The 22,928-nt window shown below is 62.0% G+C and carries 21 protein-coding genes; 12 read left to right on the top strand and 9 right to left on the bottom strand.

Annotation, left to right across the window (positions count from 1 at the left end; all coding sequences use genetic code 11):
• Nucleotides 1-200: 200 nt before the first annotated feature.
• The 3 genes from HX805_RS23810 to hutH all read right to left on the bottom strand — a co-directional run bounded on the left by HX805_RS23810 (nt 201) and on the right by hutH (nt 3,463).
• Nucleotides 201-965, bottom strand: coding sequence for a transporter substrate-binding domain-containing protein (locus tag HX805_RS23810; protein ID WP_003212408.1), 765 nt, complete (start codon nt 963-965; stop codon nt 201-203).
• 354 nt (nt 966-1,319) lie between these two features.
• The gene (locus HX805_RS23805) at nt 1,320-1,829 is read right to left on the bottom strand and encodes a prolyl-tRNA synthetase associated domain-containing protein (protein ID WP_177021343.1); all 510 of its coding nucleotides are present in this window, start codon (nt 1,827-1,829) and stop codon (nt 1,320-1,322) included.
• Nucleotides 1,830-1,921: 92 nt separating this feature from the next.
• The gene (hutH, locus tag HX805_RS23800; protein WP_177082028.1) at nt 1,922-3,463 is read right to left on the bottom strand and encodes a histidine ammonia-lyase; all 1,542 of its coding nucleotides are present in this window, start codon (nt 3,461-3,463) and stop codon (nt 1,922-1,924) included.
• 135 nt (nt 3,464-3,598) lie between these two features.
• Here hutH and HX805_RS23795 point away from each other — a divergent pair, with 135 nt between their 5' ends.
• The 3 genes from HX805_RS23795 to HX805_RS23785 all read left to right on the top strand — a co-directional run bounded on the left by HX805_RS23795 (nt 3,599) and on the right by HX805_RS23785 (nt 7,651).
• Nucleotides 3,599-4,537: a LysR substrate-binding domain-containing protein gene (locus HX805_RS23795; RefSeq protein WP_177117342.1), complete on the top strand. Its 939-nt coding sequence runs from the start codon at nt 3,599-3,601 to the stop codon at nt 4,535-4,537.
• Between the two features lie 117 nt (nt 4,538-4,654).
• Entirely contained in the window at nt 4,655-6,694 is a 2,040-nt protein-coding gene (locus HX805_RS23790) for an NADPH-dependent 2,4-dienoyl-CoA reductase (protein WP_087694656.1), read from the top strand.
• A gap of 57 nt (nt 6,695-6,751) precedes the next feature.
• The gene (locus tag HX805_RS23785) at nt 6,752-7,651 is read left to right on the top strand and encodes a 1-aminocyclopropane-1-carboxylate deaminase/D-cysteine desulfhydrase (protein ID WP_177082030.1); all 900 of its coding nucleotides are present in this window, start codon (nt 6,752-6,754) and stop codon (nt 7,649-7,651) included.
• A 117-nt stretch (nt 7,652-7,768) separates the two neighbouring features.
• On the opposite strand, the gene HX805_RS23780 is transcribed toward HX805_RS23785, so the two are convergent.
• From HX805_RS23780 to HX805_RS23770, 3 genes are all read right to left on the bottom strand, one after another.
• Nucleotides 7,769-8,329: a cytochrome b gene (locus tag HX805_RS23780; RefSeq protein WP_087694658.1), complete on the bottom strand. Its 561-nt coding sequence runs from the start codon at nt 8,327-8,329 to the stop codon at nt 7,769-7,771.
• Nucleotides 8,330-8,452: 123 nt separating this feature from the next.
• Nucleotides 8,453-9,280, bottom strand: coding sequence for a phosphonoacetaldehyde hydrolase (phnX, locus tag HX805_RS23775; RefSeq protein ID WP_177082031.1), 828 nt, complete (start codon nt 9,278-9,280; stop codon nt 8,453-8,455).
• A 27-nt stretch (nt 9,281-9,307) separates the two neighbouring features.
• Nucleotides 9,308-10,417 carry a 2-aminoethylphosphonate--pyruvate transaminase gene (locus tag HX805_RS23770; RefSeq protein ID WP_177082032.1) on the bottom strand — a complete coding sequence of 370 codons (1,110 nt, stop codon included), beginning with the start codon at nt 10,415-10,417 and terminating at the stop codon, nt 9,308-9,310.
• A 112-nt stretch (nt 10,418-10,529) separates the two neighbouring features.
• On the opposite strand from HX805_RS23770, the gene HX805_RS23765 reads away from it, so the two are divergent.
• A complete protein-coding gene (locus HX805_RS23765; protein WP_003212427.1) occupies nt 10,530-11,387 on the top strand; it encodes a LysR substrate-binding domain-containing protein in 858 nt (285 codons plus the stop codon).
• A 125-nt stretch (nt 11,388-11,512) separates the two neighbouring features.
• Here HX805_RS23765 and HX805_RS23760 read toward each other — a convergent pair whose 3' ends face one another.
• Nucleotides 11,513-12,385 carry a LysR substrate-binding domain-containing protein gene (locus tag HX805_RS23760; RefSeq protein ID WP_003212428.1) on the bottom strand — a complete coding sequence of 291 codons (873 nt, stop codon included), beginning with the start codon at nt 12,383-12,385 and terminating at the stop codon, nt 11,513-11,515.
• Nucleotides 12,386-12,651: 266 nt separating this feature from the next.
• Here HX805_RS23760 and HX805_RS23755 point away from each other — a divergent pair, with 266 nt between their 5' ends.
• Nucleotides 12,652-13,965, top strand: a complete 1,314-nt coding sequence (locus tag HX805_RS23755; RefSeq protein WP_102369529.1) for an MFS transporter — start codon at nt 12,652-12,654, stop codon at nt 13,963-13,965.
• Nucleotides 13,966-14,074: 109 nt separating this feature from the next.
• Complete coding sequence (locus HX805_RS23750) at nt 14,075-14,782, top strand: YebC/PmpR family DNA-binding transcriptional regulator (RefSeq protein ID WP_003212432.1); 708 nt, start codon at nt 14,075-14,077, stop codon at nt 14,780-14,782.
• Nucleotides 14,783-14,905: 123 nt separating this feature from the next.
• Here the strand turns inward: HX805_RS23750 and HX805_RS23745 are convergent, their stop codons facing one another.
• Both HX805_RS23745 and zapE read right to left on the bottom strand, forming a co-directional pair.
• Nucleotides 14,906-16,228, bottom strand: coding sequence for a leucine-rich repeat-containing protein kinase family protein (locus tag HX805_RS23745; protein WP_177117341.1), 1,323 nt, complete (start codon nt 16,226-16,228; stop codon nt 14,906-14,908).
• Nucleotides 16,229-16,238: 10 nt separating this feature from the next.
• Entirely contained in the window at nt 16,239-17,354 is a 1,116-nt protein-coding gene (gene zapE / locus HX805_RS23740) for a cell division protein ZapE (RefSeq protein ID WP_177117340.1), read from the bottom strand.
• A 229-nt stretch (nt 17,355-17,583) separates the two neighbouring features.
• Here zapE and HX805_RS23735 point away from each other — a divergent pair, with 229 nt between their 5' ends.
• From HX805_RS23735 to HX805_RS23710, 6 genes are all read left to right on the top strand, one after another.
• Nucleotides 17,584-18,075, top strand: a complete 492-nt coding sequence (locus tag HX805_RS23735; RefSeq protein ID WP_218166240.1) for a spore coat U domain-containing protein — start codon at nt 17,584-17,586, stop codon at nt 18,073-18,075.
• Complete coding sequence (locus HX805_RS23730) at nt 18,069-18,611, top strand: spore coat U domain-containing protein (RefSeq protein ID WP_177045422.1); 543 nt, start codon at nt 18,069-18,071, stop codon at nt 18,609-18,611. Before HX805_RS23735 ends, HX805_RS23730 begins: the two co-directional genes overlap by 7 nt.
• Before the next feature lie 18 nt (nt 18,612-18,629).
• Complete coding sequence (locus tag HX805_RS23725; protein WP_032898768.1) at nt 18,630-19,166, top strand: spore coat protein U domain-containing protein; 537 nt, start codon at nt 18,630-18,632, stop codon at nt 19,164-19,166.
• Nucleotides 19,167-19,170: 4 nt separating this feature from the next.
• A complete protein-coding gene (locus tag HX805_RS23720; RefSeq protein ID WP_023658977.1) occupies nt 19,171-19,671 on the top strand; it encodes a spore coat U domain-containing protein in 501 nt (166 codons plus the stop codon).
• 26 nt (nt 19,672-19,697) lie between these two features.
• A complete protein-coding gene (locus tag HX805_RS23715) occupies nt 19,698-20,483 on the top strand; it encodes a molecular chaperone (protein WP_177082035.1) in 786 nt (261 codons plus the stop codon).
• A 119-nt stretch (nt 20,484-20,602) separates the two neighbouring features.
• Nucleotides 20,603-22,918, top strand: coding sequence for a fimbria/pilus outer membrane usher protein (locus HX805_RS23710; protein WP_371317085.1), 2,316 nt, complete (start codon nt 20,603-20,605; stop codon nt 22,916-22,918).
• Nucleotides 22,919-22,928: the final 10 nt, after the last annotated feature.

The raw sequence follows: 22,928 nt of genomic DNA, 5'->3' as shown, positions 1-22,928 counted from the left end.
ATGACGGCGGCCCACGGTCCAAAGCCGGAGTGAGGGCACTCCGAGCCTAGGCGAGGAGCCGAGTGGTGGGGCAAGAGCGTTTTGCTTACTTTTGACTGGGCCGGCATTCCGGCTTTTCAAAAGTGAGCCGCTGTAAGAGCGGAACCAATCTCAGCCATCACCCAAATAACGGATATGCCCCCACCCCAACCAGGAACGCCTCAGGACTTAGGCGTCAAATCCACCTTGAACCATTTTTCGCTGAGTTTCTTAACAGTCCCATCAGCAATCGCTTCTTTCAAAGCCGCATCAAACTTGGCCTTCAACTCCGGATCGCTCTTGCGAAAACCCAGGCCCTCGCCATCACCCCAGATAGGGCCTTTGATCTGCGGCCCGGTATACGCCAGCCCCTTGTTCTCAGGCTTGGACATGATCGAATCAAGGAACGTAACGTCATCAAAAATCGCGTCAATACGGCCCGATTGCAGATCAAGAATCGCATCGGCCGACGTGTTGTACTCACGAATCGTCGCCACGTCCTTGAAGTTCTCATCAATGAACTTGGTGTAAATGATGCCTGAAGCGATCCCGATGGTTTTACCCTTCAGCGCCTGACGCAACGGCTCGATCGCATCGTGAATCGCCTTCGGATCAGCACTCAGCGTAATCGCATTCGCCGCCCCGGTTTTACCCGGCAGCAACGCCGCATCCTGCGCGACAAAGTTGGCCGGCGTCTGCGCGTAGGGAATCGAAAAATCCATGACCTGCTTACGGTCGTCAGTGATAACGATCGCATCCATCAACACATCAAACTTCCCTGCGTTGAGACTGGCAATCATGCCATCCCAGTTCTGCACGGTGATCTTGCACTGCAGCTTCATCTTGGCGCACAGGTAGTCCATCAGCTCAGGCTCGAAACCACTGATCTTCCCGCCTGGCAATGTCAGGTTCCAGGGCTCGTACGCGCCCTCGGTCGCGATGTTCACGGACGTCCAGTCCTTTGCCTGCAGTCCGGAAGCACTTGCCATCACTAGGGTCGCTACAGCAACAGAGCCTAACCAATTCGATTTTTTAGCGGTCATTTCTATTTCCTACCAATGTTTTGATGTGGGCTTAGGACTTTTTTCTCGAACGCATACAGGTTTGGGGACTGGCCGATTCGCTCTCCAGTCTGCACATGACTCCACATGTACATACATGTCATTGCAAAATATTTGCCAGCTTTTAAAAATAAATAACCTGTTGATTTTCAAGGAAATTAAACATGGTTAGAAAATGTGCGCGGTTTTTTCGCCCTGTTTTGGGTCGATAGGTAGCGTTTTGCACCCACCCGTGCGCTGTCAGGTGTCAGGCGTGGGGGCAGGGTTCGCGGTGAGTATTGGCGTGAATCCCAGGTGCTCAAGCAGTCGCGCCATATCGCGGACTGCGATCGACAGGGTCGCGGTATTCACCAGCGGATGGCAGAGAATCCTGTCGCCGTTCCACACCTCTTCGGCGATCACAACCTGGGTGGCGCGCTGCACGTCATTGCACAACCCCAGCAATGACACCGCTCCCGGCTCCACGCCCAGGGTTTCCATCAGGCGGCGCGGCGAGGCGAATCTCAGGCTCTTGAGGCCGAGGGTTTGCGAGAGTGCACGCAGGTCCAGGCGCTGCTCGCTCTTGAGCACCACCAGGGTGGGATTCAAGCCTTTGGCATCGCACAGGAAGATGTTCTTGACCGCCTGCCCGCTGATCCCGATGTCCAGTTTGTCGGCTTCTTCGCAGGTGCGCACGGCGCTGTGTTCCACGTATTCATAGGCAATGGAGCAGGTATCGAGCAGGTGTAGAACGTCTTTGGGTTGAAGCATTCGCAAAGTCCCCGGGTATCGCTTTGTCTGCGCCAAAAATGGCAAAGGCCCGCCGTCCGAAAAGGAGGGCAGGCCGTTTGACGGCGTGGTTGTCAGTTCAGGTGATGGGCCACCAGGTCGTTGATTTTCCCGCTGCGCACCTGGTCAATCACACTGGCCATGTCAGCGTAAAACGCGCGGTCGTTATCCGCCACCGGCACTTCACTGCGCACCAGGTCATAGACCGCCTTGGTCGCGGTCGATGCCTTGTTCACATCGTGGAAATCCAGGGCCTGGCACGCGACCAGCACTTCGATGGCCATCACCGACTGGAGTTTTTGCGAGACTTTGTAGGCCTTGATCACCGCGTTGTAGGCCAGGCTGACCGGGTCTTCCTGGTTGCCGCACGTCGAGACGCTGTCGATCGACGACGGCATCGACAGGGTTTTCATCTCGGCGTACAGCCCGGCGGCGGTGTACTGGACGATCATGTAACCGCTGTTCAGGCCCGGGTTGCGCACCAGGAAGGCCGGCATTTCGCTGAAGTGCGAGTTGATCATGCGGTCGGTCCGGCGCTCGGAAATTTTCGCCAGGTTGGTCAGCGCCACACACAGTGTGTCGGCTGCAATCCCGATGTAGGTGCCGTCGAAGTTGGCGCCGGAAATCGCGATACCGTCACCGTCGTCCAGCGGGAAAATCACCGGGTTGTCGCCCGAAGAATTGATTTCGCGTTCGATGGTTTCCCGCGCGTAGTTGATGAACTGCCGGGAAGCACCATGCACTTGGGGGATGGCACGCAGGCTGTAGACGTCCTGCAGGCGGTAATCGATGTTGTCTGCGATGAGCTGGCTGTCGTGCAGGATAGCCTTGATATTGGCGGCGGTTGCGGCCTGTGCGGGGTGAGCCTTGATCGAGTGGTAGCGCGGGTCGAACGCGCGGATGGTGCCCTTGAGCGCCTCCAGCGACATGGCCGCCGCCACGTCCGCCAGGTCCGCAGCCTGCATCGCGTTGTACAGCGCCAGTGTGGCGATGGCGGTCACCGACGTGGTGCCGTTCAACATCGCCAGGCCTTCCTTGCACTGCAGGTCGGTCGGTTGCAGGCCGACCTGTTGCAGGGCGGTTGCGCCATCCACCAGTGCACCGCCCTTGACGCTGGCGCGGCCTTCGCCGAGCAGCACCAGGGCCAGGTGGCCTTCTACCGCGAGGTAACCCACCGAGCCTTCGCCCGGCGCAAAGGGCACCACGTCGTGGTTGAGCAGGCCGGCGATCAGTTCCAGCAGTTCCAGGCGCACCCCGGAGTAGCCTTTGCCCAGGCTGATCAACACCATCAACTGGATCGCCCGCACCTGTTCACGCACCAGCGGCTCGCCGACGGAAACAGCGTGTGAACGCACGATGTTGACTTGCAGTTCCTTGGCGTTTTCCGGCGAGATCACATGCCGCACGTTGTCGCCAAAACCGGTGGTCACGCCGTACACCAAACGGTTTTCATCGAGGAATCGCTCGATCAACCCACGGGACTTTTTAACCCGGTTCTTGTAACTGTCGGCAAACGAAACAGTGGCCGAATAGCGGGCGATCGCCACGAACTCTTCGATGCTGGGTTCTCTGTCGCCTAACACGACATGGGTAATTTGTTCAGGCAGGGTTTTCATCAGCGACTCCAGCAGGGCGTAACGCAATGGGGGGGAAGTGGTTTCACTCTACGGGTTGCACTAGCTGAAGAAAATATGGGGTTTTCTGTTATTTTTAGTAGAAAATCTAAACTGCTGAAGTCGCGAGATTCCCCCATGAGCCGTTTACCGCCGTTGCGCGCGTTGCAAGTGTTTGAAGTGGTGGGCCACTGCGCCGGTATGTCCCAGGCGGCGATTCGCCTGGGGATCTCGGTGGGCGCTGTCAGCCAGCAAATGAAACTGCTCGAAGATGCCCTTGGCATGAAGCTGACGCTCAAGGACGGCCAGCGCCTGCGCTTGAACAGCGTCGGCGAACGCCTGCACGCCCGCTGCACCGCGGCGTTCGAAGAACTCAGGCTGGCGGTGGCCGAGGCCGAGCGGGCGAAGAATCCCAACAACCTGTATATCAGTTGCCTGCCTTCGCTGATGACCAAATGGCTGTCGCCGCTGATCGACGAGTGGGGGCATGACGAAACCGACCTGGACATCTACCTCGACAGCACCCTCGATGATGCATCGGGGGAGGAAAGTGCCGACTTTCGCATCGGTTATGGCGAGCACCCCGAGCATGCCGGGCATAGCGTGCCGCTGTTCCGCGATTGTGTGGTGCCCACCTGTTCACCGCAGTTGCTGGAACGGGTTGCGTGCGCGCGGGACTTGCTCGATTACCGGCTGATCGGCATCGACTCGCGGCCCAAATTCGATTCGCCGCCTTCGTGGACCCAATGGTTCAGCGAGCTGGAAGGGCAAACCGGCCAGCCCATCGTGATCCGCCGCAATTATTCATCATCGATTACCGCGATCCAGGCGGCCATCGACCGGCAAGGCATCGTGCTGGCGCAGTTCTCAATGATCGCCGGGGACCTGCGCGCCGGTCGGCTGGTGATTTCCTGGCGGTTCGCCGTGCCGCTGGCGGCGCCGTACTACCTGAGTTGGCACCCCAATACCCTGCACAAACAGCAGTGCCGCGGGTTTCAACGCTGGATGATCGGGCAGGGGCAGAAACAGGAGAAAATTACCGCTGCCATGCTTTCTGCTGCGCACTTTGATCATTAAGTTGTCACTTACGGTCATTGAGCGCCAGCCGGCGGACTCTTAGTCTGTGGGACATAAACCGATGGAGTGCCATTCGAGCGCTCCACGTCCCGTGATGATCCGTTGTGGAGCTGTACCATGACCGCTGCTGCCTACCCGCACTTGCTGGCCCCGTTGGACCTGGGTTTTACCACCCTGCGCAACCGTACCCTGATGGGCTCGATGCACACCGGCCTTGAAGAGAAACCCGGCGGCTTCGAGCGCATGGCGGCCTATTTTGCCGAACGTGCCCGTGGCGGCGTGGGCCTGATGGTCACCGGCGGCATTGGCCCCAACGATGAAGGCGGGGTGTATGGCGGTGCGGCCAAGCTGACCACCGACGAAGAAGCGCAGAAGCACAAGATCGTCACCCAGGCGGTGCATGAGGCGGGCGGCAAGATCTGCATGCAGATCCTCCACGCCGGGCGTTATGCCTACAGCCCGAAGCAGGTGGCACCGAGCGCGATCCAGGCGCCGATCAACCCGTTCAAGCCCAAAGAGCTGGACGAAGAAGGCATCGAAAAACAGATCAATGATTTCGTCACCTGCTCGGTGCTGGCCCAGGTCGCCGAGTACGACGGCGTGGAAATCATGGGTTCGGAAGGCTACTTCATCAACCAGTTCCTCGCCGCCCACACCAACCACCGCACCGACCGTTGGGGTGGCAGCTACGAAAACCGCATGCGTCTGCCGGTGGAAATCGTGCGCCGGGTGCGCGAAGCCGTAGGCCCGAATTTCATCATCATCTTCCGCCTGTCGATGCTCGACCTGGTAGAAGGCGGCAGCACCTGGGAAGAGATCGTGCAGTTGGCCAAGGCCATCGAGCAGGCCGGTGCAACCATCATCAACACCGGCATCGGCTGGCACGAAGCGCGGATCCCGACCATCGCCACCAAGGTGCCGCGTGGCGCGTTCAGCAAGGTCACCGCGAAGTTGCGCGGTGCGGTGCAGATTCCGTTGATCACCACCAACCGGATCAACACCCCGGAAATCGCCGAGCAGATTTTGGCCGAAGGCGATGCCGACATGGTCTCGATGGCTCGCCCATTCCTCGCCGACCCGGACTTCGTCAACAAGGCTGCCGAAGGCCGCGCCGATGAGATCAACACCTGCATCGGCTGCAACCAGGCCTGCCTGGACCACACCTTCGGCGGCAAGCTGACCACCTGCCTGGTCAACCCGCGTGCGTGCTACGAGACCGAGCTCAACTACCTGCCGGTCAAGCAGATCAAGAAAATCGCCGTGGTCGGTGCCGGTCCTGCGGGCCTGGCGGCCGCCACCGTCGCCGCCGAGCGTGGGCATCAGGTGACGCTGTTCGATTCGGCCAGCGAGATCGGCGGCCAGTTCAACATCGCCAAGCGTGTGCCGGGCAAGGAAGAGTTCTTCGAGACCCTGCGCTACTTCAAGCGCAAGTTGCAGACCACTCACGTCGAACTGTGCCTGAATACTCGGGTCGACGTTGAGCAGCTTGTTGCGGGCGGTTATGACGAGATCATCCTCGCGACCGGCATCGCGCCGCGTATTCCGGCGATTCCCGGCGTGGAAAACGCCAAGGTATTGAGCTACCTCGACGTGATCCTGGAGCGTAAGCCGGTGGGCCATCGCGTGGCGGTGATCGGTGCCGGCGGTATCGGTTTTGACGTCTCGGAATTCCTCGTGCACCAGGGCGTGTCCACCAGCCTGGACCGCGAGGCGTTCTGGAAAGAGTGGGGCATCGACACCCACCTGGAAGCCCGCGGCGGTGTGGCCGGGATCAAGCCCGAGCGCCATGCGCCGGCGCGTGAAGTGTTCCTGTTGCAGCGCAAGACCTCCAAGGTCGGCGACGGCCTGGGCAAGACCACCGGCTGGATCCACCGCACCGGCTTGAAGAACAAGCAGGTGCAGATGCTCAACAGCGTCGAGTACCTGAAGATCGACGATGAGGGCCTGCACATCCGCATCGGCGCCGAGGGTGAACCGAAGGTGCTGGCGGTGGACAACATCGTGATCTGCGCCGGGCAGGACCCGCTGCGGGAATTGCAGGACGGCCTGGTGGCGGCCGGGCAGAACGTGCACCTGATCGGCGGTGCGGACGTGGCGGCCGAGCTGGATGCCAAGCGCGCCATCAACCAGGGTTCGCGCCTGGCGGCCGAGCTGTAAACACGTAAAAGGGGCGGTGGTAGACTACCGCCCCTTTTCTTGTGCAGAACCGCCCTCATGGGTCCTTTCGACTGGCTCCCCCACGCGCCCCTTGAACCCCTGAAGCTTGACTGGATGGGGCCGGTGGAAGTCGCCGTGCTGCGCCTGGATCGCATCGACCCGCTGATCAGCGGCAACAAGTGGTTCAAGCTCACCGAGCACCTGGCGCAAGGCCGGGCGGCGGGCGCCAGCGGGATCATCAGCCTGGGCGGCGCTTACTCCAATCACCTGCATGCACTGGCGGCGGCCGGGAAACGCTTCGGCTTTCCTACCGTTGGCTTGCTGCGTGGCCATCCGCAAGACACTCCCACGGTGCTCGACCTCAAGGCCTTCGGCATGCAACTGCATTGGCTGGGGTATGGCGGCTATCGCGCGCGCAATGAGCCGGACTTCTGGCTGCCCTGGCGCGAGCAGTATCCGCACCTGCACCCGGTACCTGAAGGCGGCGGGGGCCTGGCTGGCGCGTTGGGTTGCGGGGTTTTGGTGAGTCAGGCGCGGGCACAATTAAACGGCCTGGGCTGGACGGACTATCACGGTTGGTGGCTGGCGGCAGGCACCGGTACTACATTGGCGGGATTGGTGCTGGCGGAGGCGGGCGCGCATCCGGTATATGGCGCCCTGGCGGTGCCCGACGACCACGGGGTGGCGCAACAGGTGCAGGCGCTTGTGCAGCAGGGTTATGAATTGCTGGAGGCCAGCCGGGGCGGCTTTGCCAAGGTTGATCCCGAGTTGCTGGCCTTTATCGACGCTACCGAGCAAGCCTGTGGCCTGGCGCTGGAGCCGCTGTATACCGGCAAGGCGTTATTGTCGTTGAAACAACAGATTGAAGCTGGGAGATTTTCCCCCGGCACCCGCCTGATCTTCGTCCACACCGGCGGCCTGCAGGGCCGCCGGGGTTTCCCTGTTGCACCCGGTTAATGTAGGAGCTGGCTTGCCTGCGATGCAGACACCGCGGTGTATCAGTGGCACCGAGGTGATGCTATCGCAGGCAAGCCAGCTCCCCCACAAGCCAGCTGCCACATTCAATCCGTGGGCTTACTGAAGGTTCCCTCTCTTGCCGGGCATCATTCTCAATGCAGTGTTGTCTCGCAGCACATAGTGATGGGCCAATCCGGCCAACGCATGCAGCCCGATCAGCCAGTAGCCGATCTTGCCGAACAGCACGTGCCAGTTTTCAATTTCCTTGGCCAACGCTTTGTTCTCGGCAATCAGCGGCGGCAACTCGATGCCGTAGAACATCACCGAATGCCCCTCGGCGCTGACGATCAGCCAGCCGGCGATGGGCATGCCGATCATCAAGGCGTACAGCGCCATGTGCATCAGGGTAGCGAGGAGGGTTTGCCATTGCGGCGGGGCAGGGACGATCTTCGGTGCCACGCCCAGGCTGCGGGCGAACAACCGTAGCCATACCAGCACAAACACCGTCAGGCCGAACATGAAGTGCATTTCCACGATCAACGTACGTGCGCCGCTGCCTTTGGGAAACTGCCCGCGTAACTCAATGCAGGCGTAGACCACCGCCAGCAGCACCACCATCAGCCAGTGCAACGCAATCGACATGGTGCTGTAACGCGTATCGGAATTTTTCCAGGGCATCGCTTTCTTCCTCACTCATCAGGGCAAACCTCCGTTCTTTCGCGACGGAGTCCTTTCAATGTAAGCCTGTTTTACGAGGTTTGCCCGTGAGAGGAAGACGAAGAAGCGATGTTTTGACACCGATCAGTTGCCCTGCGGCATTTCACCCCGTGCCAGGCGCTCGTTGATGTCGGCGATCACCGCAGGCAGGTCGGTGATGGTGTCGATCATGTAGTGTGGGCGCGAGCCTTCGAACATGGCCTGGATACGCGTGCGTTCGCTGGCGAGTGTGCCGGCGTCGAGGGCGCGGAACTGTTCGTAGGTCAGGCCCAGGGCGTTGCCCGAGCAGGTCAGCGCCACGGTCCACATCCCGGCGCGACGGCCTTCGAGGATGCCCGGCACGGTGTCGTCGATCTTCACGCAGGCCGCTACGTCATCGATCCCGAGGGCGATCACGTTGGCCAGGGCCTGGGCCGGCCATGGTCGGCCGTTGGGTACTTCGTCGGTGGCGACCACGTGGTCGGCGATATAGCCATTGGTGGCAGCCAGTTCGACAACCTTGTCCATCACCTGCTTGGGGTAGCCGGAGCACGAACCGATCTTGATCCCTTGCTGGCGCAGGTTGGCGATAGTGTCCAGGGCACCGGGGATCAATGCCGAGTGCTCGGCGATCTTCTCGATCTGCAGCGGCATGAAGCGCTGGTAGATGGCGGTCACATCATCGTCAGTCGGTGTGCGGCCGAAGGCCTTGCGGTAACGCTCGGCCACCTGCGGCTGGTCGCACAGGGTGCGGATGTGGTCCCACTTGCCCATGCCCATCGGGCCACGGGCTTCCTCGATGGAGACCTGCACGTCGAACTCGGCGAAGGCTTCGACAAAAATCTGCGTGGGCGCGAACGAGCCGAAATCGACCACGGTGCCGGCCCAGTCGAGGATCGCGGCTTGAAGCTGGGTTGGGTTTGCGTAGTTCATGGTTCAGATCCTGTGAGTAGTGGGCAGTCAGATGTCGAGCACGTTCATTTCTTGCAGCACCTCGGCCACCGCCGCGACCGCGGCTTGCATCTCGGCCTGGTTCACATGGCCGATGCAGCCCACGCGGAAGGTTTCCACCCGAGTCAATTTGCCGGGATAAAGGATGAAGCCCTTGGCCTTGACCCGTTCGTAGAACTCCTTGAACTGGTAGCGCGGGTCTTTCGGCGCGTGGAAGGTAACGATGATCGGCGCCTGGATCGCGGCGGGCAGGAAGCTGCGCAGGCCCAGTTCGGCCATGCCGTCCAGCAATGCCTGGCAGTTGTCGGCGTAGCGCTGGTGCCGGGCGGGCAGGCCGCCTTCTTCGTTGTATTGCAGCAGCGCTTCGTGCAGCGCCGCCACCACGTGGGTCGGCGGTGTGAAGCGCCATTGGCCGGTCTTGGCCATGTAGCTGTGCTGGTCGAAAAGGTCCATCGCCAGGGAGTGGCAGTTGCCTTGGGCTGCAGCCAGCGCCTGCTTTTCAGCGAACACAAAACCCATCCCCGGTACGCCTTCCAGGCACTTGCCGGAGGCGGCGATCAGCGCGTCGAACGGCACCTCTCGGGCGTCGATCGGCAGCGCGCCGAAGGAACTCATGGCGTCGATAATCAGGCGCTTGCCGTGGCGGGCGATGACCTGGGCGATCTCGGGCAACGGGTTGAGAATCCCGGTGCTGGTTTCGCAATGGATCAGTGCGACGTGGGTGATGCCCTTGTCGGCGTGCAACAGGCGGTCGACGTCGGCGGCGGTGGTGGGTTCGTCCTCGGCAGTTTCAAAGGTACTGAACTCGCGGCCGAGCACTTCGCAAATCTTCGCCAGGCGCTTGCCGTAGGCGCCGTTGATCAGCACCAGCACCTTGCCGTCCCGTGGCACGAGGGTGCCGATGGCCGCTTCCACGGCAAAGGTGCCGCTGCCTTGCAATGGCACGCAATGGTGGCTGGCGGTGCCGTTGACGATCACCAGCAGTTGCTCGCAAAGACTGGCGGTCAGTTGATTGAAGCGGTCATCCCATGAACCCCAGTCGACCATCATGGCCTGGCGGGTGCGGGCCGAGGTGGTCAAGGGCCCCGGGGTCAGCAGGATCGGCGCGGCAGTGCTCATTCGTGTGTCCTCGCAAAACATTGGGATGAAGTTACGGCGCCTAAATTGCAGCTTGGCTTGTCATCAATCAAATTGTTTGTTGTTATGCGAGCTATCAGTGAGGCCGATAGCTATGAACCTGTTTCAACTGCGTGCGTTTGATGCGGTGGCCCGCGAGGGCAGTTTTACCCGGGCGGCCGAGCGCCTGTTCATCAGCCAGCCGGCGGTGACCGGGCATATCAAGGCGCTGGAGGAGCACTACCAGATCGCGCTGCTGCGGCGTACCGCGCGGCGGGTGGAGTTGACCGAGGAGGGCACCAAACTCGCGGCGATCACCCGGGCGATCTTCGGCCTGGTGGAAGAGGCGCAGACGTTGCTGGAGGCCAACCGGCAATTACTTACCGGGCGCCTGGAAGTGGCGGCGGATGGGCCGCACATGGTCATGCCGATGCTGGCCAGCCTACGGCAGCGGTATCCGGGGATTACTGTCAATTTGCGCCTGGGCAATGCGCAGGAAACCCTCGCGGCGCTGTTGTCGGAGCGGGCTGACGTGGCGGTGTTGACCGAGGTGGAGCCGCGCAAGGGCCTGCACTTGCAGCCGTTGATCGAGTCACGGATTTGCGCGTTGGTGCCTGCGGGGCATCCGTGGCTGGCGGAGCCTGCGGGGATTCGGCTGGAGCAATTGGATCAGGTGATCATGGTGTTGCGTGAACCCAGCTCGATCACGCGGCGGACCTTTGACGATGCCTGCGCCCAGGCCGGCGTGCAGCCCCGGGTGTTGCTGGAACTGGACAGCCGTGAGGCGGTGACGGAAGCGGTGGCGGCCGAGTTGGGGGTTGGGGTGGTGTCGTCGATGGAAGTCAGCCGGGATCCGCGGGTGCACGCGATTCCGATCCAGGGCGAGGGGCTGGTGAACCGGCATGTGATCGGGTGCATGGAGCGGCGCCGGGAGTTGCGGTTGATTCAGGCGTTTTTCGAGTTGGCGCCTTAGAGGGTGTTGGCTTGAGATCTAGTTGGCCCCTTCGCGAGCAAGCCCGCTCCCACATTCGACCGCGTTCCATCGGTAGAACTCGGTCAAATGTGGGAGCGGGCTTGCTCGCGAAGGGGCCCTCAACTTCACCGCAAACTTTCCCGCACAATCTCCAGAAACGTCGCCACCACCCGCCGCGAACTCTGCTCCTTCAAGCACACCAGTGTTTCCTTCATCCGCTGCGTACAGTCACGGATCGGCATCGCATACACCCGCGAATCTGCGCCAAACTCCGCAGCCGACACCACGCCCACGCCAATCCCCACCACCACCGCCTCCCGCGCGGCTTCGCGGCCTTCCACCTGGATCGCCGGGCGAATGCGCAGCCCGGCCTGGTGCATTTCCTGCTCCAGGGTCTGGCGGGTCACCGAGCCGATTTCCCGCAACACCAGCGGCGTATCGTCCAGGTCCGCCAGGCAGATCGACTCGCGGCCCGCCCACGGGTGGTTGCGGGCGACAAACGCGAGCAATTGGTCATCGGGCAGCGGCAGTGACAGCAGCCGCTCGTCGTCCACATCGCGCCCCAGCAGCGCGAGGTCGGCCTGGTAGTTGTACAGGCGAAACAGTGATTCATCGGTGTTGCCGGTTTCGATCTTCACGCTGATGCCTGGGTACAACTGGCAGAAGCGCGCAATCTGCGGCAGCACATGCACCGGGGCGTCCACCGCGAGTGTCAGGGTGCCGGTTTGCAAGGCGCGGGAATCCTGCAACAGCTCTTCGGCTTCCGCCGCGACGGCAAACAGACGCTGGGTGATGCTCAACAGGCGCTCGCCGAGGTCGGTCAAGCGCACCGAACGTTTGTTGCGATGAAACAGCAGCACGCCGAAACGTTCCTCAAGCTTGCGCACCTGGTCGGAAATGGCCGGCTGGCTGAGGAACAAGCGTTCGGCGGCGTGGGTAAAACTGCCGTGTACGGCCACCGCATGGAAGGCTTTGAGTTGCGCGTGAGACACCGACATCGCGAATCCTCTTACAAGCTCAGCTTATATTTGAAATACGATAAATCGATTTTACCTATTAGTCAGCCATTGCTTTGATAGCCCCAGTCGCCGTAGGTCGAGTCCTACACCTTCGGCGGCCATGGGTCTTCTGCGTGCTCACCAGCGGGACTCATCTGACCAATACCGCGCCCCTCCAAGCGCCGGTACTGCAGTGCTCAACAATAAAAATACAGGCGTTTGCTTTTCATTCTGCCGGCACACTCACACCCGAGGTCAGAACCACCATGAATACTCCCTTGAGTCACATCAAGCGTTGGCGCGTGCAGATTTTCGCCATCACCTGGCTGGCGTACGCGGCCTTCTATTTCACCCGCAAGGCTTTTTCGGTGGCCAAGCTGGGGATCGTCGACGACCCGAGTTTCCCGCTGGACAAGATGATGATGGCCAACCTGGATGGCATTTACCTGGCGGCCTACGCCGTTGGCCAATTCACCTGGGGCATGCTCGCCGACCGTTTCGGGCCGCGTGTGGTGGTACTCGGCGGGTTGCTGATTTCAGCCGCCGCCGCCCTGGTGATGGGCACGTTTGCCACGTTACCGATCTTTGTCACGTGCATGTTGATCCAGGGCCTGGCCCAGTCCACCGGCTGGTCCGGGCTGTGCAAGAACCTTGGCAGTTTCTTCCCGGCGCAGCAGCGTGGCCGGGTGCTGGGTTTATGGAGCTCGTGCTACGCCTTTGGTGGCCTGGTGGCGTCGCCGTTTGCCGGATGGTGGGCGTATACGCTGATCGGCACCTGGCATGCGGCATTTATCTCCAGTGCGGCTGTGGTCTTCGTGGTCGCGGTGCTGTTTTTCATTTTCCAGCGCAACACGCCACAGGATGTGGGGTTACCGGCAGTGGAGCCGGAACCGGAACAGACTGCCGCCGAGAAGAACGCCAGTGTGCTGGAGCCGCTGCGGGCCATCTTGCGCAACCGTACTGTGTTGACCCTGGGGCTGGCGTACTTTCTGTTGAAACCGGCGCGTTACGCGATCCTGTTGTGGGGGCCGGTAATTGTGTATGAGCAGATGCCGTCGGTGGGCAAGGTCGGCGCGGCGATTGTGCCGACGGCGTTCGAGCTGGCGGGGTTGCTGGGGCCGATCATGATCGGCATGGCGTCCGACAAACTGTTCGGCGCCCGGCGCATGCCGGCCTGTGTCCTCAGCCTGCTGGCGCTGACCGTGGCCCTGGCGTTGTTCATGGGCGCCTTGCACACCGGCAGTGTGGCGCTGGTGATGGCGCTGCTGTTTGTGATGGGCCTGACCCTGTACGGGCCGGACTCGATGATCAGCAGCACCGCCGCCATCGACTTCGGCACCGCCAAGGCCGGCGCGACGGCGGCGGGGTTCGTCAACGGCTGCGGTTCGGTGGGGGCGATCCTTGGCGGCTTGCTGCCGGGCTACTTCGACACGGTCACGGTGTTTATCGTGTTTGCCGGTGCCGCGCTGTTTTCCTCCCTGGTGTTGATGCCGTACTGGAACGCCAGGCCGGCGGTGCTGGCGCAGGTGGGTGACTTCGTGCCCGACCGTGAACGCGCAATCAATCCCTTGCGGACCTGAGGGGCATGGCCGGTTTTTTGGTGGATTAGAGTGTTTCAGCGCTATAAACTCTGCCCCCAAAGCGCCGGCCAGTAGACGTTTCGGCGCGATGGACAGAAGAGAGTGAGTCATGGGCGCACAGTGGAAAGTCAAACATAAAGAAGCGGCATCCAATGCCAAGGGCAAGATCTTCGGCAAGCTGGTGAAAGAGATCACCATTGCCGCCCGCAACGGTGCCGACACCGCCACCAACGCACACTTGCGCCTGGTGGTGGAGCAGGCCAAAAAGGCCTCGATGCCCAAGGAAACCCTGGAACGCGCGATCAAGAAAGGCGCCGGTCTGCTCGGTGAGACCGTGCAATACCACCGCGTAACCTACGAAGGTTTTGCCCCGCACCAGGTGCCGCTGATCGTTGAATGCGTGACCGACAACATCAACCGCACCGTGGCGGAAATCCGCGTGGCGTTCCGCAAGGGCCAACTCGGCGCTTCCGGCTCCGTGGCCTGGGACTTCAACCATGTGGGCCTGATCGAAGCCTCGCCGGACAGCCCGGAAGCCGATCCGGAAATGGCCGCGATTGAAGCCGGTGCCCAGGATTTCGAGGAAGGCGAAGAAGAGGGCACGACCCTGTTCATCACCGAGACCACCGACCTGGACGCCGTGCAGAAAGCCTTGCCGGAGCAGGGCTTCACCGTGCTGTCGGCCAAGCTCGGCTACATCGCGAAGAACCCGGTGAGTGGCTTGAGCGATGAGCAGATGGCCGAAGTCGAAGCCTTCCTGGAAGGCTTGGACAACCATGACGACGTGCAGGACATGTTCGTCGGGTTGGCGGGTTGATTCTGATTTGATGTGAACCCGGTCCAAATGTGGGAGCGGGCTTGCTCGCGAATACGGTGTACCAGCCAAGCATGTATTGACTGACACACCGCATTCGCGAGCAAGCCCGCTCCCACATTGGGTTTAGCGGAGTTTGGAAGACTGCAACAAGCTTGTGATTTCCTCGAACCCGGGCCGGGCCAGCACATCCGGCTGGCAGCAGTTGTCCCGCAAGGCTTCCAGCGCCACGCGCTTTTCCTCGCTCAACCCCGCATCAATCCTTTCCAGCAATTCCCCCAGCAACACCCCGAACGCCCTGACTTCGATGCGCTGCAACGCGCGGGTTTCCTGGCTGTCGACCGTGGCGTGAAACGACGCTGCACCAAAGTCCCCAAGCAGACATTCACCGGCTTCATTCCACAGAATGTTGTGGCCGTACAGATCACCGTGGGTGATGCCTTGCGCGTGCAGGTGCGCCGCCACCGAGGCGATGCCCCGGGCCATGCGCAGCGCCACATCCGCGCTGAAACGGGTGGTGGGCTCGTAGATATCCCGGGTGCACGACGCCAGGCTCGGCAGGGCCGCGAGGTTGCGGTAGCTCGGTTCGATCAGTTGCATCACCAGCGCCGCCTGGCCTTCCGGGTGGTCGACGACACGGCCTTCTACCTTGATCAGGTTGGCATGCAGTCCGGCGGCGATGCAGGCGTGCATTTCGTGCAGGGGCGAGCCGTCACTGGTAATGCTGCCTTTATAGAGTTTGACCGCGACCGCCTTGACCGGCCCGTTTGACGGGGCCCAGTACGCCTTGCGGATGATTCCGGAAGCGCCTTCCCCCAGCACTTCGCTCAATTCCAGCTCGGACCAGGGAATGTTTGGCGTCGCGTCATGGCGGGCCTCTTCCACGGCCATCTCTACCGGATTACCGGCGTAGGCCAGCCAGGTCAGGCTCGGCAAACCCAGTAACCAGTCCGGCAGGCGGGTCATGCGGTTGGAAGCGATGCGGATCAATTCGAGGTTTTTGCACTGGGCGAGACTTTGCGGCAACTGCTCCAGGTGGTTACCGGCCAGCATCAGTTTTTGCAGCAAAGGCCGTTCACCCAGTTCGTCCGGCAATTGGCTGATGTGGTTATCGGTGAGGATCAGCCAGCGCAGCAAGGGTGGCAGCGACGTCGCCGGGACACTGCTGATCTGGTTCGACTTGAAGCCGATCATGCTCAACTGCGCGCACTGGCCCAGGCATTGCGGCAGTTCGGTAAAGGCGTTTTCCGAACAGAACAGCACGCGCAAATGGGGCAGGCGGTGCAGGTCATCCGGCAGGCTGCTCAGGGCATTGCCGGTCAGGTTGAGGATTTCCAGGGAGTCGGCCAGGTCGAAGATTTCCCGAGGGAACTCGGTCAGCCCACAGCGCAGGTCCAGGCGTTTGATACCGGCCAGTTGGCCGGCCTTGAGTTGGGCAAGGGTATCCATGAACGGCGCGTCACTCGGCAATAGGGGCGTGAATGGCGCTCATGATAGCGGGTTGCGGCCCGATCTTCTGCAACTGCCCCAGGCGGCTGGCGGTGCGCGCCAAATCGATGGCCTGGCCGCTCAGGGATTGCTCCAGCGGCTGCTCGCCGATCAGCACCAATTGCTTGTCCTGGTCGTAGAGCACGTCCACCAGGTTGATGAACCGTTGCTGGGCGGCAATCGGACAGTCCGCCAGGTGCGGCAGGCCGTCGATGATCCAGCGTTCATAGTCGCGGCACAGCTGCAGGTAGTCCATGACGGCGGTCGGTTGTTCGCACAGGTCGCTGAAGGTGAAGGCAATGCTGCGGTCCTGGTGCCAGCGGGCAGTCAATTGCCGGGCTCCGACGGTCAGGCTGACCGGGGCCTGATCCACTGACGGCAGGCCCAGGGCTTGGCGTTGCGCGGCAGTCCCCGGCCACACGAACTGGCCAGCGCTGAACCGCTGATCGCCATGGGCCTGGGCCAGGCTGCGAAAATCCTGGGGGGCGCTGACTTCCATGACGTCCATGCGCGCGCTGATCAGCTCGATCACCGGCTTGAACCGCTGATGGTACAAGGGGTTCGGCAGCAACCCGGCGGGCGGATAATTGGAGGTTACCAGCACCCAGACTCCACGCCGGAACAGGGCCTTGAACAGGCGGCTGATCAGCATCGCATCGCCGATATCATGTACGTGAAACTCGTCGAAGCACAGTACGCGGCAGCCATCGAGCAACTCATCCAGGGTCACGGCCAAGGCATCGCGCTGCTGGCGATGGGCAAACATTCCCTGGTGCAGACGGGCGAAAAAGTCGTGGAAGTGCACGCGCTGTTTCTCGGCAATCGGCAACGCCTGGAAAAAGCCGTCCAGCAACCAGCTCTTGCCCCGGCCGACGGCGCCGTGCAGGTACAGGCTGCGGGTAGGGCGCCCGGCCAGCAGATGGTCGGTTTGCCGGGCCATGGTCTCGATCACCTGTTGCTGGCTTGGGCTGAGGGTATAGCCCTGTTGCCGGGCCTTGCCCTGGAAGAATGCGCTGATACCGAGGGCGGCGGTGGTCGCCGCGGGTTTACCCAGCAACCGTTTGAGCAGGGGCGGTAAAGCAGCCAATGTCAGTCACTCTGTGTTTCGGTGGTCGCTCACTTTAGAGCGCCGGTTGCGGTTTGACCAATAGAGAAGCACGGCGCGAGCTATCTGGAAAAGGCATGGGTCAATGGATCCAAAACACCGACCTGACTGGCGGATTCCCTTCAAGTGACTAACCTCATACACAGCAGTCACCCCTGTATAAGGATTTGGGGCAGTGAAGGGACACGCAGTCTTGGCAATTATGAGCGCGATGCTCTGCAACACGGTTTATGGTGCACAGCTCCAGGTTGAGGTGCGTATCGACGTGCAGCGGGGGTGCCAGTTGGTCGGCACCACGCGTGAAGCAGGGATCGAGCAGCTCGGCGTACTGGATTTCGGCAGCGGCTCCCGGCTGGATGACCCGGCAGGCCCGTTGAGTGCAGCCTTGATCAGCCAGCGCCAGCCACGCCTGGAGTGCAACCCGGATACGCCGTATCAGATGCGTGTCGACGGCGGCCTGCATGGCGGCATCGGCGAAGTACGTTACCTGGGCGCTGCTGCCCCCTCGATCAAACCCATTCCCTATCGAATTTATGCCGATGCCGCACGCCGCATCCCCTTGGCCGTGGACGTACCGTTGAGCGGCCGCGTGCCCGATTCCGGCACGGTGGACTTGCCACTTTATGGACGCATCGAGCCGCTCAAGGAAATACCGGCCGTGGGGCGTTATTCCGACCTGCTCAAAGTGACGGTGACATGGTAAGCCGCGCCCTGGCCTGCATCGCGCTGGGCGGCCTGTTGCTCCTGGCCGAGGACGCCCAGGCGGCGGTCGCCGGGCAGATTCACGCACGGCTGGTGATCACTGCCAGTTGCCAGGTAAGCAAAGGCAACGACAGCGCGCCGGTGAGCCCGGATGGCGGCTCGGCCTTGCTGGATTTCGGCAGCCACGGACCCACTTGGGACAAGGGCCTGGGTGCCGGCATCAGTGATGGCGACAAGGCCGCGCTCGCGGTGTCCTGCAACCCGTCGGTGGTGAGCAGTTTCACCGTGACCATCGACGGCGGCGCCCATGGCGACGGCATCACCCGGCGCTTGAGCAATGGCCGGCAAACCATACCGTATCGGCTGTCGGCCGATCCTGCGGGCCGAAGCACCTACAGCATCGGCCAGCAACGCAATTTCGTCGTGACCAAGGGCGCACAGGTACCGATCCCGGTATTCGGCTCGGTGGTGGCGAATACCAGGGCCCTACCGGCCGGCATCTACACAGACACCCTGACGGTGACTCTGGATTGGTAATTCATGAGGATGGACATCATGCATGCACTTGTATCTAAAGCAGTTCTCCCATTGGTCGCACTGGCCTGGGTATCGGGTGCCCAGGCGGCCACGACGGTCACCGGGCAGATCAGCTCCACGCTGATCCTGACCAACAGTTGCCTGGTCAACGGCGTGGGCGGCACCACCGGTTTGAACTTCGGTACGATCAATTTCGGTACCACCAACAGCCAGTTCACCACGCAGTCCGGCCAGGTGCTGGGTGGCGGTGGAGGCGCGTTGTCGATCCAGTGTTCCTCGGGCACCTCGCCGGTGATCACCGTGGGCGCGGGCTCCCATGACGGCCAGTCCACGGGCGGCACCCGGGCGCTGTACGACGGCGTGGCCAACTATGTGCCGTATGACTTCTACACCGACACCGGGCATTCGACGCTCCTGGCGATCAACGGAACCATCAACGTAGGCGCGAGCACGGGCGTTGCGCAAACCGTGAACATCTACGGCCAGGCCGTGGGCAAGGCAGGTCTGCCGGCGGGTACCTACACCGACACGGTGTCCGTGCAATTGACGTTCTAGTGCCATGAAGCGGGCCTGCTGGGCGACGCTGGCGGTCATCACGGGTTGGGGAATGCCGTTGTCGTTGCTGGCGGTGACCAGCCAGACGATCCAGGTCAGCGCGACGATTGCCGCAGGCTGCCTGGTGGTGGGCGGCGGCACGAACTACGGCAGCCTGGCGTTCGGCAGCTATTCGTCGTTGTCCACCAGCACGGTGTCGGTGGCGCTGAGCAGCGGGGTAACGCTGCAATGCACCCCGGGAGTCACCTTGAGCATGAGCGTCAACGGCGGCTTGTACAACGCCAGTGGCCGGCACATGCAACTCAATAGCGGCAGTGCCCAAGTGGCGTACCAGCTGTTTCAGGACGCGGCCCTGAGCCAGAGCCTGGGGATCAGTCAAAGCGTCAGCGTGGCCTACAGCAACGCGAACAATATAACCCTGCCGATTTACGGCCGGGTGGTGTTACCGGGTAATCAGCCTGGGGGGACGTACAGCGACGTGCTGCAGGTGCAGCTGTCCTGGTAAGGCGATTGGCATGAGGAGTGGAATCTATGTTTGCAGCTTCCCGGCGGTATTGGGTTGCGGGTTTTATCGGTCTGGTGGCGTTGGGCGCCGGGCAGGTCCAGGCTGCCAGTTCGGTGCTGATCTGGCCCATTGACCCGGTGCTGGAGGCCGATCAACAGGCCAGCGCCTTGTGGTTGGAGAACCGCGGTACAGAGACTGCCAACCTGCAGATCCGGGTATTTGCCTGGAGCCAGGGCGGGTTTGACGAGCAGTACCAGAACCAGCGCGACGTGATCGGCAGCCCGCCGGTGGCGAAGATCGAACCGGGGCAGAAGCAATTGGTGCGCCTGACCCGGACCCGGGAAGTGCCGCCGGGCCAGGAGTTGGCCTATCGGATCATCATCGACGAAATCCCCGCCGCCACCCCTGAAACCCCCGCAGCCGATGGCAAGACGGCCGCCGCCATCCGCTTTCAGATGCGTTATTCGGTGCCGTTGTTCGCCTACGGCGCAGGCCTGTGGAGCAAGGAAGACGCGACGCGCCAGCGCGACCCCAAGGGCGCGGGCAAGCCTGACCTGAGCTGGAAAAAAGTCACCGTCGGCGGGCGCAACTATGTGGAGATGCGCAACCAGGGCGCGGTGCATGCGCGGCTCACCGATGTGGCGTTCAAGCAGGGCGGGCAAACCCGGCCGCTGGTGGACGGCTTGCTGGGCTATGTACTGCCGGGCGCAACCATGCGCTGGCCGGTGCCGGAAGGTGTCGCGGGCGACCAGCCGTTGCAGGTACGGGTCAATGGCGCAACGCAACTGGAGAACCTTGCACCGGGACGCTGACGCAATGGAATAGGGCATGGAGTCGCCCTGGGTCTTAACGGATGGAGATGTCCATTGATGGACACAATGCCTTGGTGAGCCAAGATCGGGCTCGTAGTCGATGGCGAACGGTGTGTGTGATGGGAGGCCTGTCTGGCCTGGCGCTTGCGCCGCTTTGCATGGCCGCGCCGCTGCCGCCCCCCCCCAGCAACATGGAGGCTGTTGCCGATGCACAGTTGTTCCTCGAACTGGTGGTCAACCAATTGGACACCGGCCGGGTGGTCGCCGTGGATCAACGGGCCGGCGGCTTGTTTTTGCCGGCCGCGACATTGCGGGATATCGGCATGAAACTGCCGGCCGGCATCACCACCGAGGTCGCACTGGACCACGTGCCCGACCTGCACACCGATTACGACAGCCAGGGCCAGCGCCTCATGTTGACGGTACCGCCGGCATGGTTGCCGGCGCAGTTCATCGGCAATCGCGATAACTACCCGCGCACCCAGGCACTCACCAGTTTTGGTGCGTTGCTCAACTACGACGCCTACTTGAATGACACCGACGATGCGGGCACTTACCTGGGCATCTTCAACGAAGTGCGGCTGTTCGACACGTGGGGCACGCTGTCCAATACCGGCCAATACCGCACCACCTTTGGCGGCCAGGCCAGCGGCAGCACTTTGAACAATGGCTACCGGCGCTATGACACCACCTGGCGCTTTTCCGACGATGAGCGCCTGCTGACCTACGAGGCGGGCGACGTGATCAGCAGCGCATTGCCGTGGAGCAGTTCGGTACGCCTGGGCGGGGTGCAAGTGTCGCGGGATTTCGGCGTACGCCCGGACCTGGTGACTTACCCCTTGCCACAATTTGCCGGGGAGGCGGCGGTGCCGTCGTCGGTGGACCTGTTCATCAATGGCTACAAATCCAGCAGCGCAGATCTGCAGCCGGGCCCGTACACCTTGACCAACGTGCCGTTTATCAACGGCGCCGGCGAAGCGGTGGTGGTCACCACCGATGCCCTGGGCCGGCAGGTGTCGACCACCGTGCCGTTCTACGTCACCAGTACGTTGTTGCAAAAAGGGCTGTCGGATTTTTCGGTGGCGGCCGGTAATTTGCGCCGCGACTACACCATTCGGGATTTTGGCTACGGGCCGGGTGTGGCCAGCGGCACGTTTCGTTACGGGGTGTCGGACTACTTCACCCTGGAAAGCCATGCCGAAGCCTCAGGCGACCTGACCCTGGGCGGGCTCGGCGGCAACGTGCGGCTGGGCAACTTCGGGGTGCTCAATACCGCCCTCAGCCAAAGCCAGTTTGATGGCGAGAACGGCCAGCAACTGAGCTTCGGTTATCAATACAGCAACCAGCGCTACAGCCTGTCATACCAGCGAGTAGAGCGCCGCGACCAGTACGCCGACCTGACCCTGGTCGACACGCCTTATGCGAGCCTCAGCAAGCGCAGTGAGCAGGTGACCCTGAGCCTGAACCTCAACGATTTCGGCAGCATCGGTGCCGGCTATTTCGATGTGCAGGCAGCCGATGACTCCCGCACCCGGCTGATGAACCTCACCTGGAGCAAGCAGTTGTGGCGCAACACCAGTTTCTATCTGTCGGCCAACCGTGAGGTCGGTGACAGCAACTGGGCCATGCAGGCGCAACTGGTGATCCCGTTCGACGTCTACGGCAGCCTGGCCTTGAGCAACGAGCGCAGCCAGGCCGGCGAAAGTCGCCAGCGGGTCAACTACAGCCGGGCGGTGCCGTCCGAGGGCGGCGTGGGCTACAACCTGGGTTATGCCAGTGGCGACGGCCCGGCCTATCGCCAGGCCGACCTGACCTGGCGCATGCAGTCGGTGCAATTGCAGGCGGGCGTGTACGGTAGCAGTGACGCCGAGACCCGTTGGGCGGATGCCAGTGGCTCGCTGGTGTGGATGGACAATCAGGTGTTCACCGCCAACCAGGTCAATGACGCGTTTGTGGTGGTGAGCACCGACGGCTATTCCGGTGTGCCGGTGCTCTATGAAAACCAGTTGGTGGGGGAAACCGACCGCAACGGGCACTTGCTGGTGCCGTGGAGCAGCGCGTACTACCGCGGCAAGTATGAAATCGACCCGCTGAACCTGCCGGTCAACGTGCAGACCCCGAATGTCGAGCAGCGGGTGGCGGTGCGTCGCGGCAGCGGCTATTTGCTGGAATTCCCGGTGCGCCGGGTGATCGCGGCCAGTATCACCCTGGTGGATGCCCGGCATCAGGAACTGCCCCTGGGCAGCCAGGTGCGTCACGAGCAAACCGGCGCGCGGGCGGTGGTGGGTTGGGACGGCCTGGTGTACCTGGAGAACCTGGCGGCCCACAACACCTTGCAAATCACTGTGGGTGAGGGCCGTACCTGCCAGGCAACGTTCGATCTGGATATCAACGAAGTACAGGTGCCGCTGATCGGGCCACTGGTTTGCCAATGAGATAAGGAGT

This window comes from Pseudomonas sp. G5001, from assembly GCF_013385475.1.
Lineage (GTDB): Bacteria > Pseudomonadota > Gammaproteobacteria > Pseudomonadales > Pseudomonadaceae > Aquipseudomonas.
The sequence above is the reverse complement of the archived record's forward strand: the minus strand, read 5'-3'. Positions and strand labels throughout refer to the sequence as shown.

Coding starts and splice junctions, on each gene's coding strand:
- HX805_RS23755 (WP_102369529.1), top strand. CDS start 12,652: ATGAATACTCCCTTGAGTCACATCAAGCGTTGGCGCGTGCAGATTTTC.
- HX805_RS23795 (WP_177117342.1), top strand. CDS start 3,599: ATGAGCCGTTTACCGCCGTTGCGCGCGTTGCAAGTGTTTGAAGTGGTG.
- HX805_RS23715 (WP_177082035.1), top strand. CDS start 19,698: ATGTTTGCAGCTTCCCGGCGGTATTGGGTTGCGGGTTTTATCGGTCTG.
- HX805_RS23750 (WP_003212432.1), top strand. CDS start 14,075: ATGGGCGCACAGTGGAAAGTCAAACATAAAGAAGCGGCATCCAATGCC.
- phnX (WP_177082031.1), bottom strand. CDS start 9,280: ATGAACTACGCAAACCCAACCCAGCTTCAAGCCGCGATCCTCGACTGG.
- HX805_RS23765 (WP_003212427.1), top strand. CDS start 10,530: ATGAACCTGTTTCAACTGCGTGCGTTTGATGCGGTGGCCCGCGAGGGC.
- HX805_RS23805 (WP_177021343.1), bottom strand. CDS start 1,829: ATGCTTCAACCCAAAGACGTTCTACACCTGCTCGATACCTGCTCCATT.
- HX805_RS23770 (WP_177082032.1), bottom strand. CDS start 10,417: ATGAGCACTGCCGCGCCGATCCTGCTGACCCCGGGGCCCTTGACCACC.
- HX805_RS23785 (WP_177082030.1), top strand. CDS start 6,752: ATGGGTCCTTTCGACTGGCTCCCCCACGCGCCCCTTGAACCCCTGAAG.
- HX805_RS23760 (WP_003212428.1), bottom strand. CDS start 12,385: ATGTCGGTGTCTCACGCGCAACTCAAAGCCTTCCATGCGGTGGCCGTA.
- HX805_RS23710 (WP_371317085.1), top strand. CDS start 20,603: ATGGGAGGCCTGTCTGGCCTGGCGCTTGCGCCGCTTTGCATGGCCGCG.
- HX805_RS23730 (WP_177045422.1), top strand. CDS start 18,069: ATGGTAAGCCGCGCCCTGGCCTGCATCGCGCTGGGCGGCCTGTTGCTC.
- HX805_RS23735 (WP_218166240.1), top strand. CDS start 17,584: ATGCTCTGCAACACGGTTTATGGTGCACAGCTCCAGGTTGAGGTGCGT.
- HX805_RS23745 (WP_177117341.1), bottom strand. CDS start 16,228: ATGGATACCCTTGCCCAACTCAAGGCCGGCCAACTGGCCGGTATCAAA.
- HX805_RS23720 (WP_023658977.1), top strand. CDS start 19,171: ATGAAGCGGGCCTGCTGGGCGACGCTGGCGGTCATCACGGGTTGGGGA.
- HX805_RS23780 (WP_087694658.1), bottom strand. CDS start 8,329: ATGCCCTGGAAAAATTCCGATACGCGTTACAGCACCATGTCGATTGCG.
- HX805_RS23790 (WP_087694656.1), top strand. CDS start 4,655: ATGACCGCTGCTGCCTACCCGCACTTGCTGGCCCCGTTGGACCTGGGT.
- HX805_RS23725 (WP_032898768.1), top strand. CDS start 18,630: ATGCATGCACTTGTATCTAAAGCAGTTCTCCCATTGGTCGCACTGGCC.
- hutH (WP_177082028.1), bottom strand. CDS start 3,463: ATGAAAACCCTGCCTGAACAAATTACCCATGTCGTGTTAGGCGACAGA.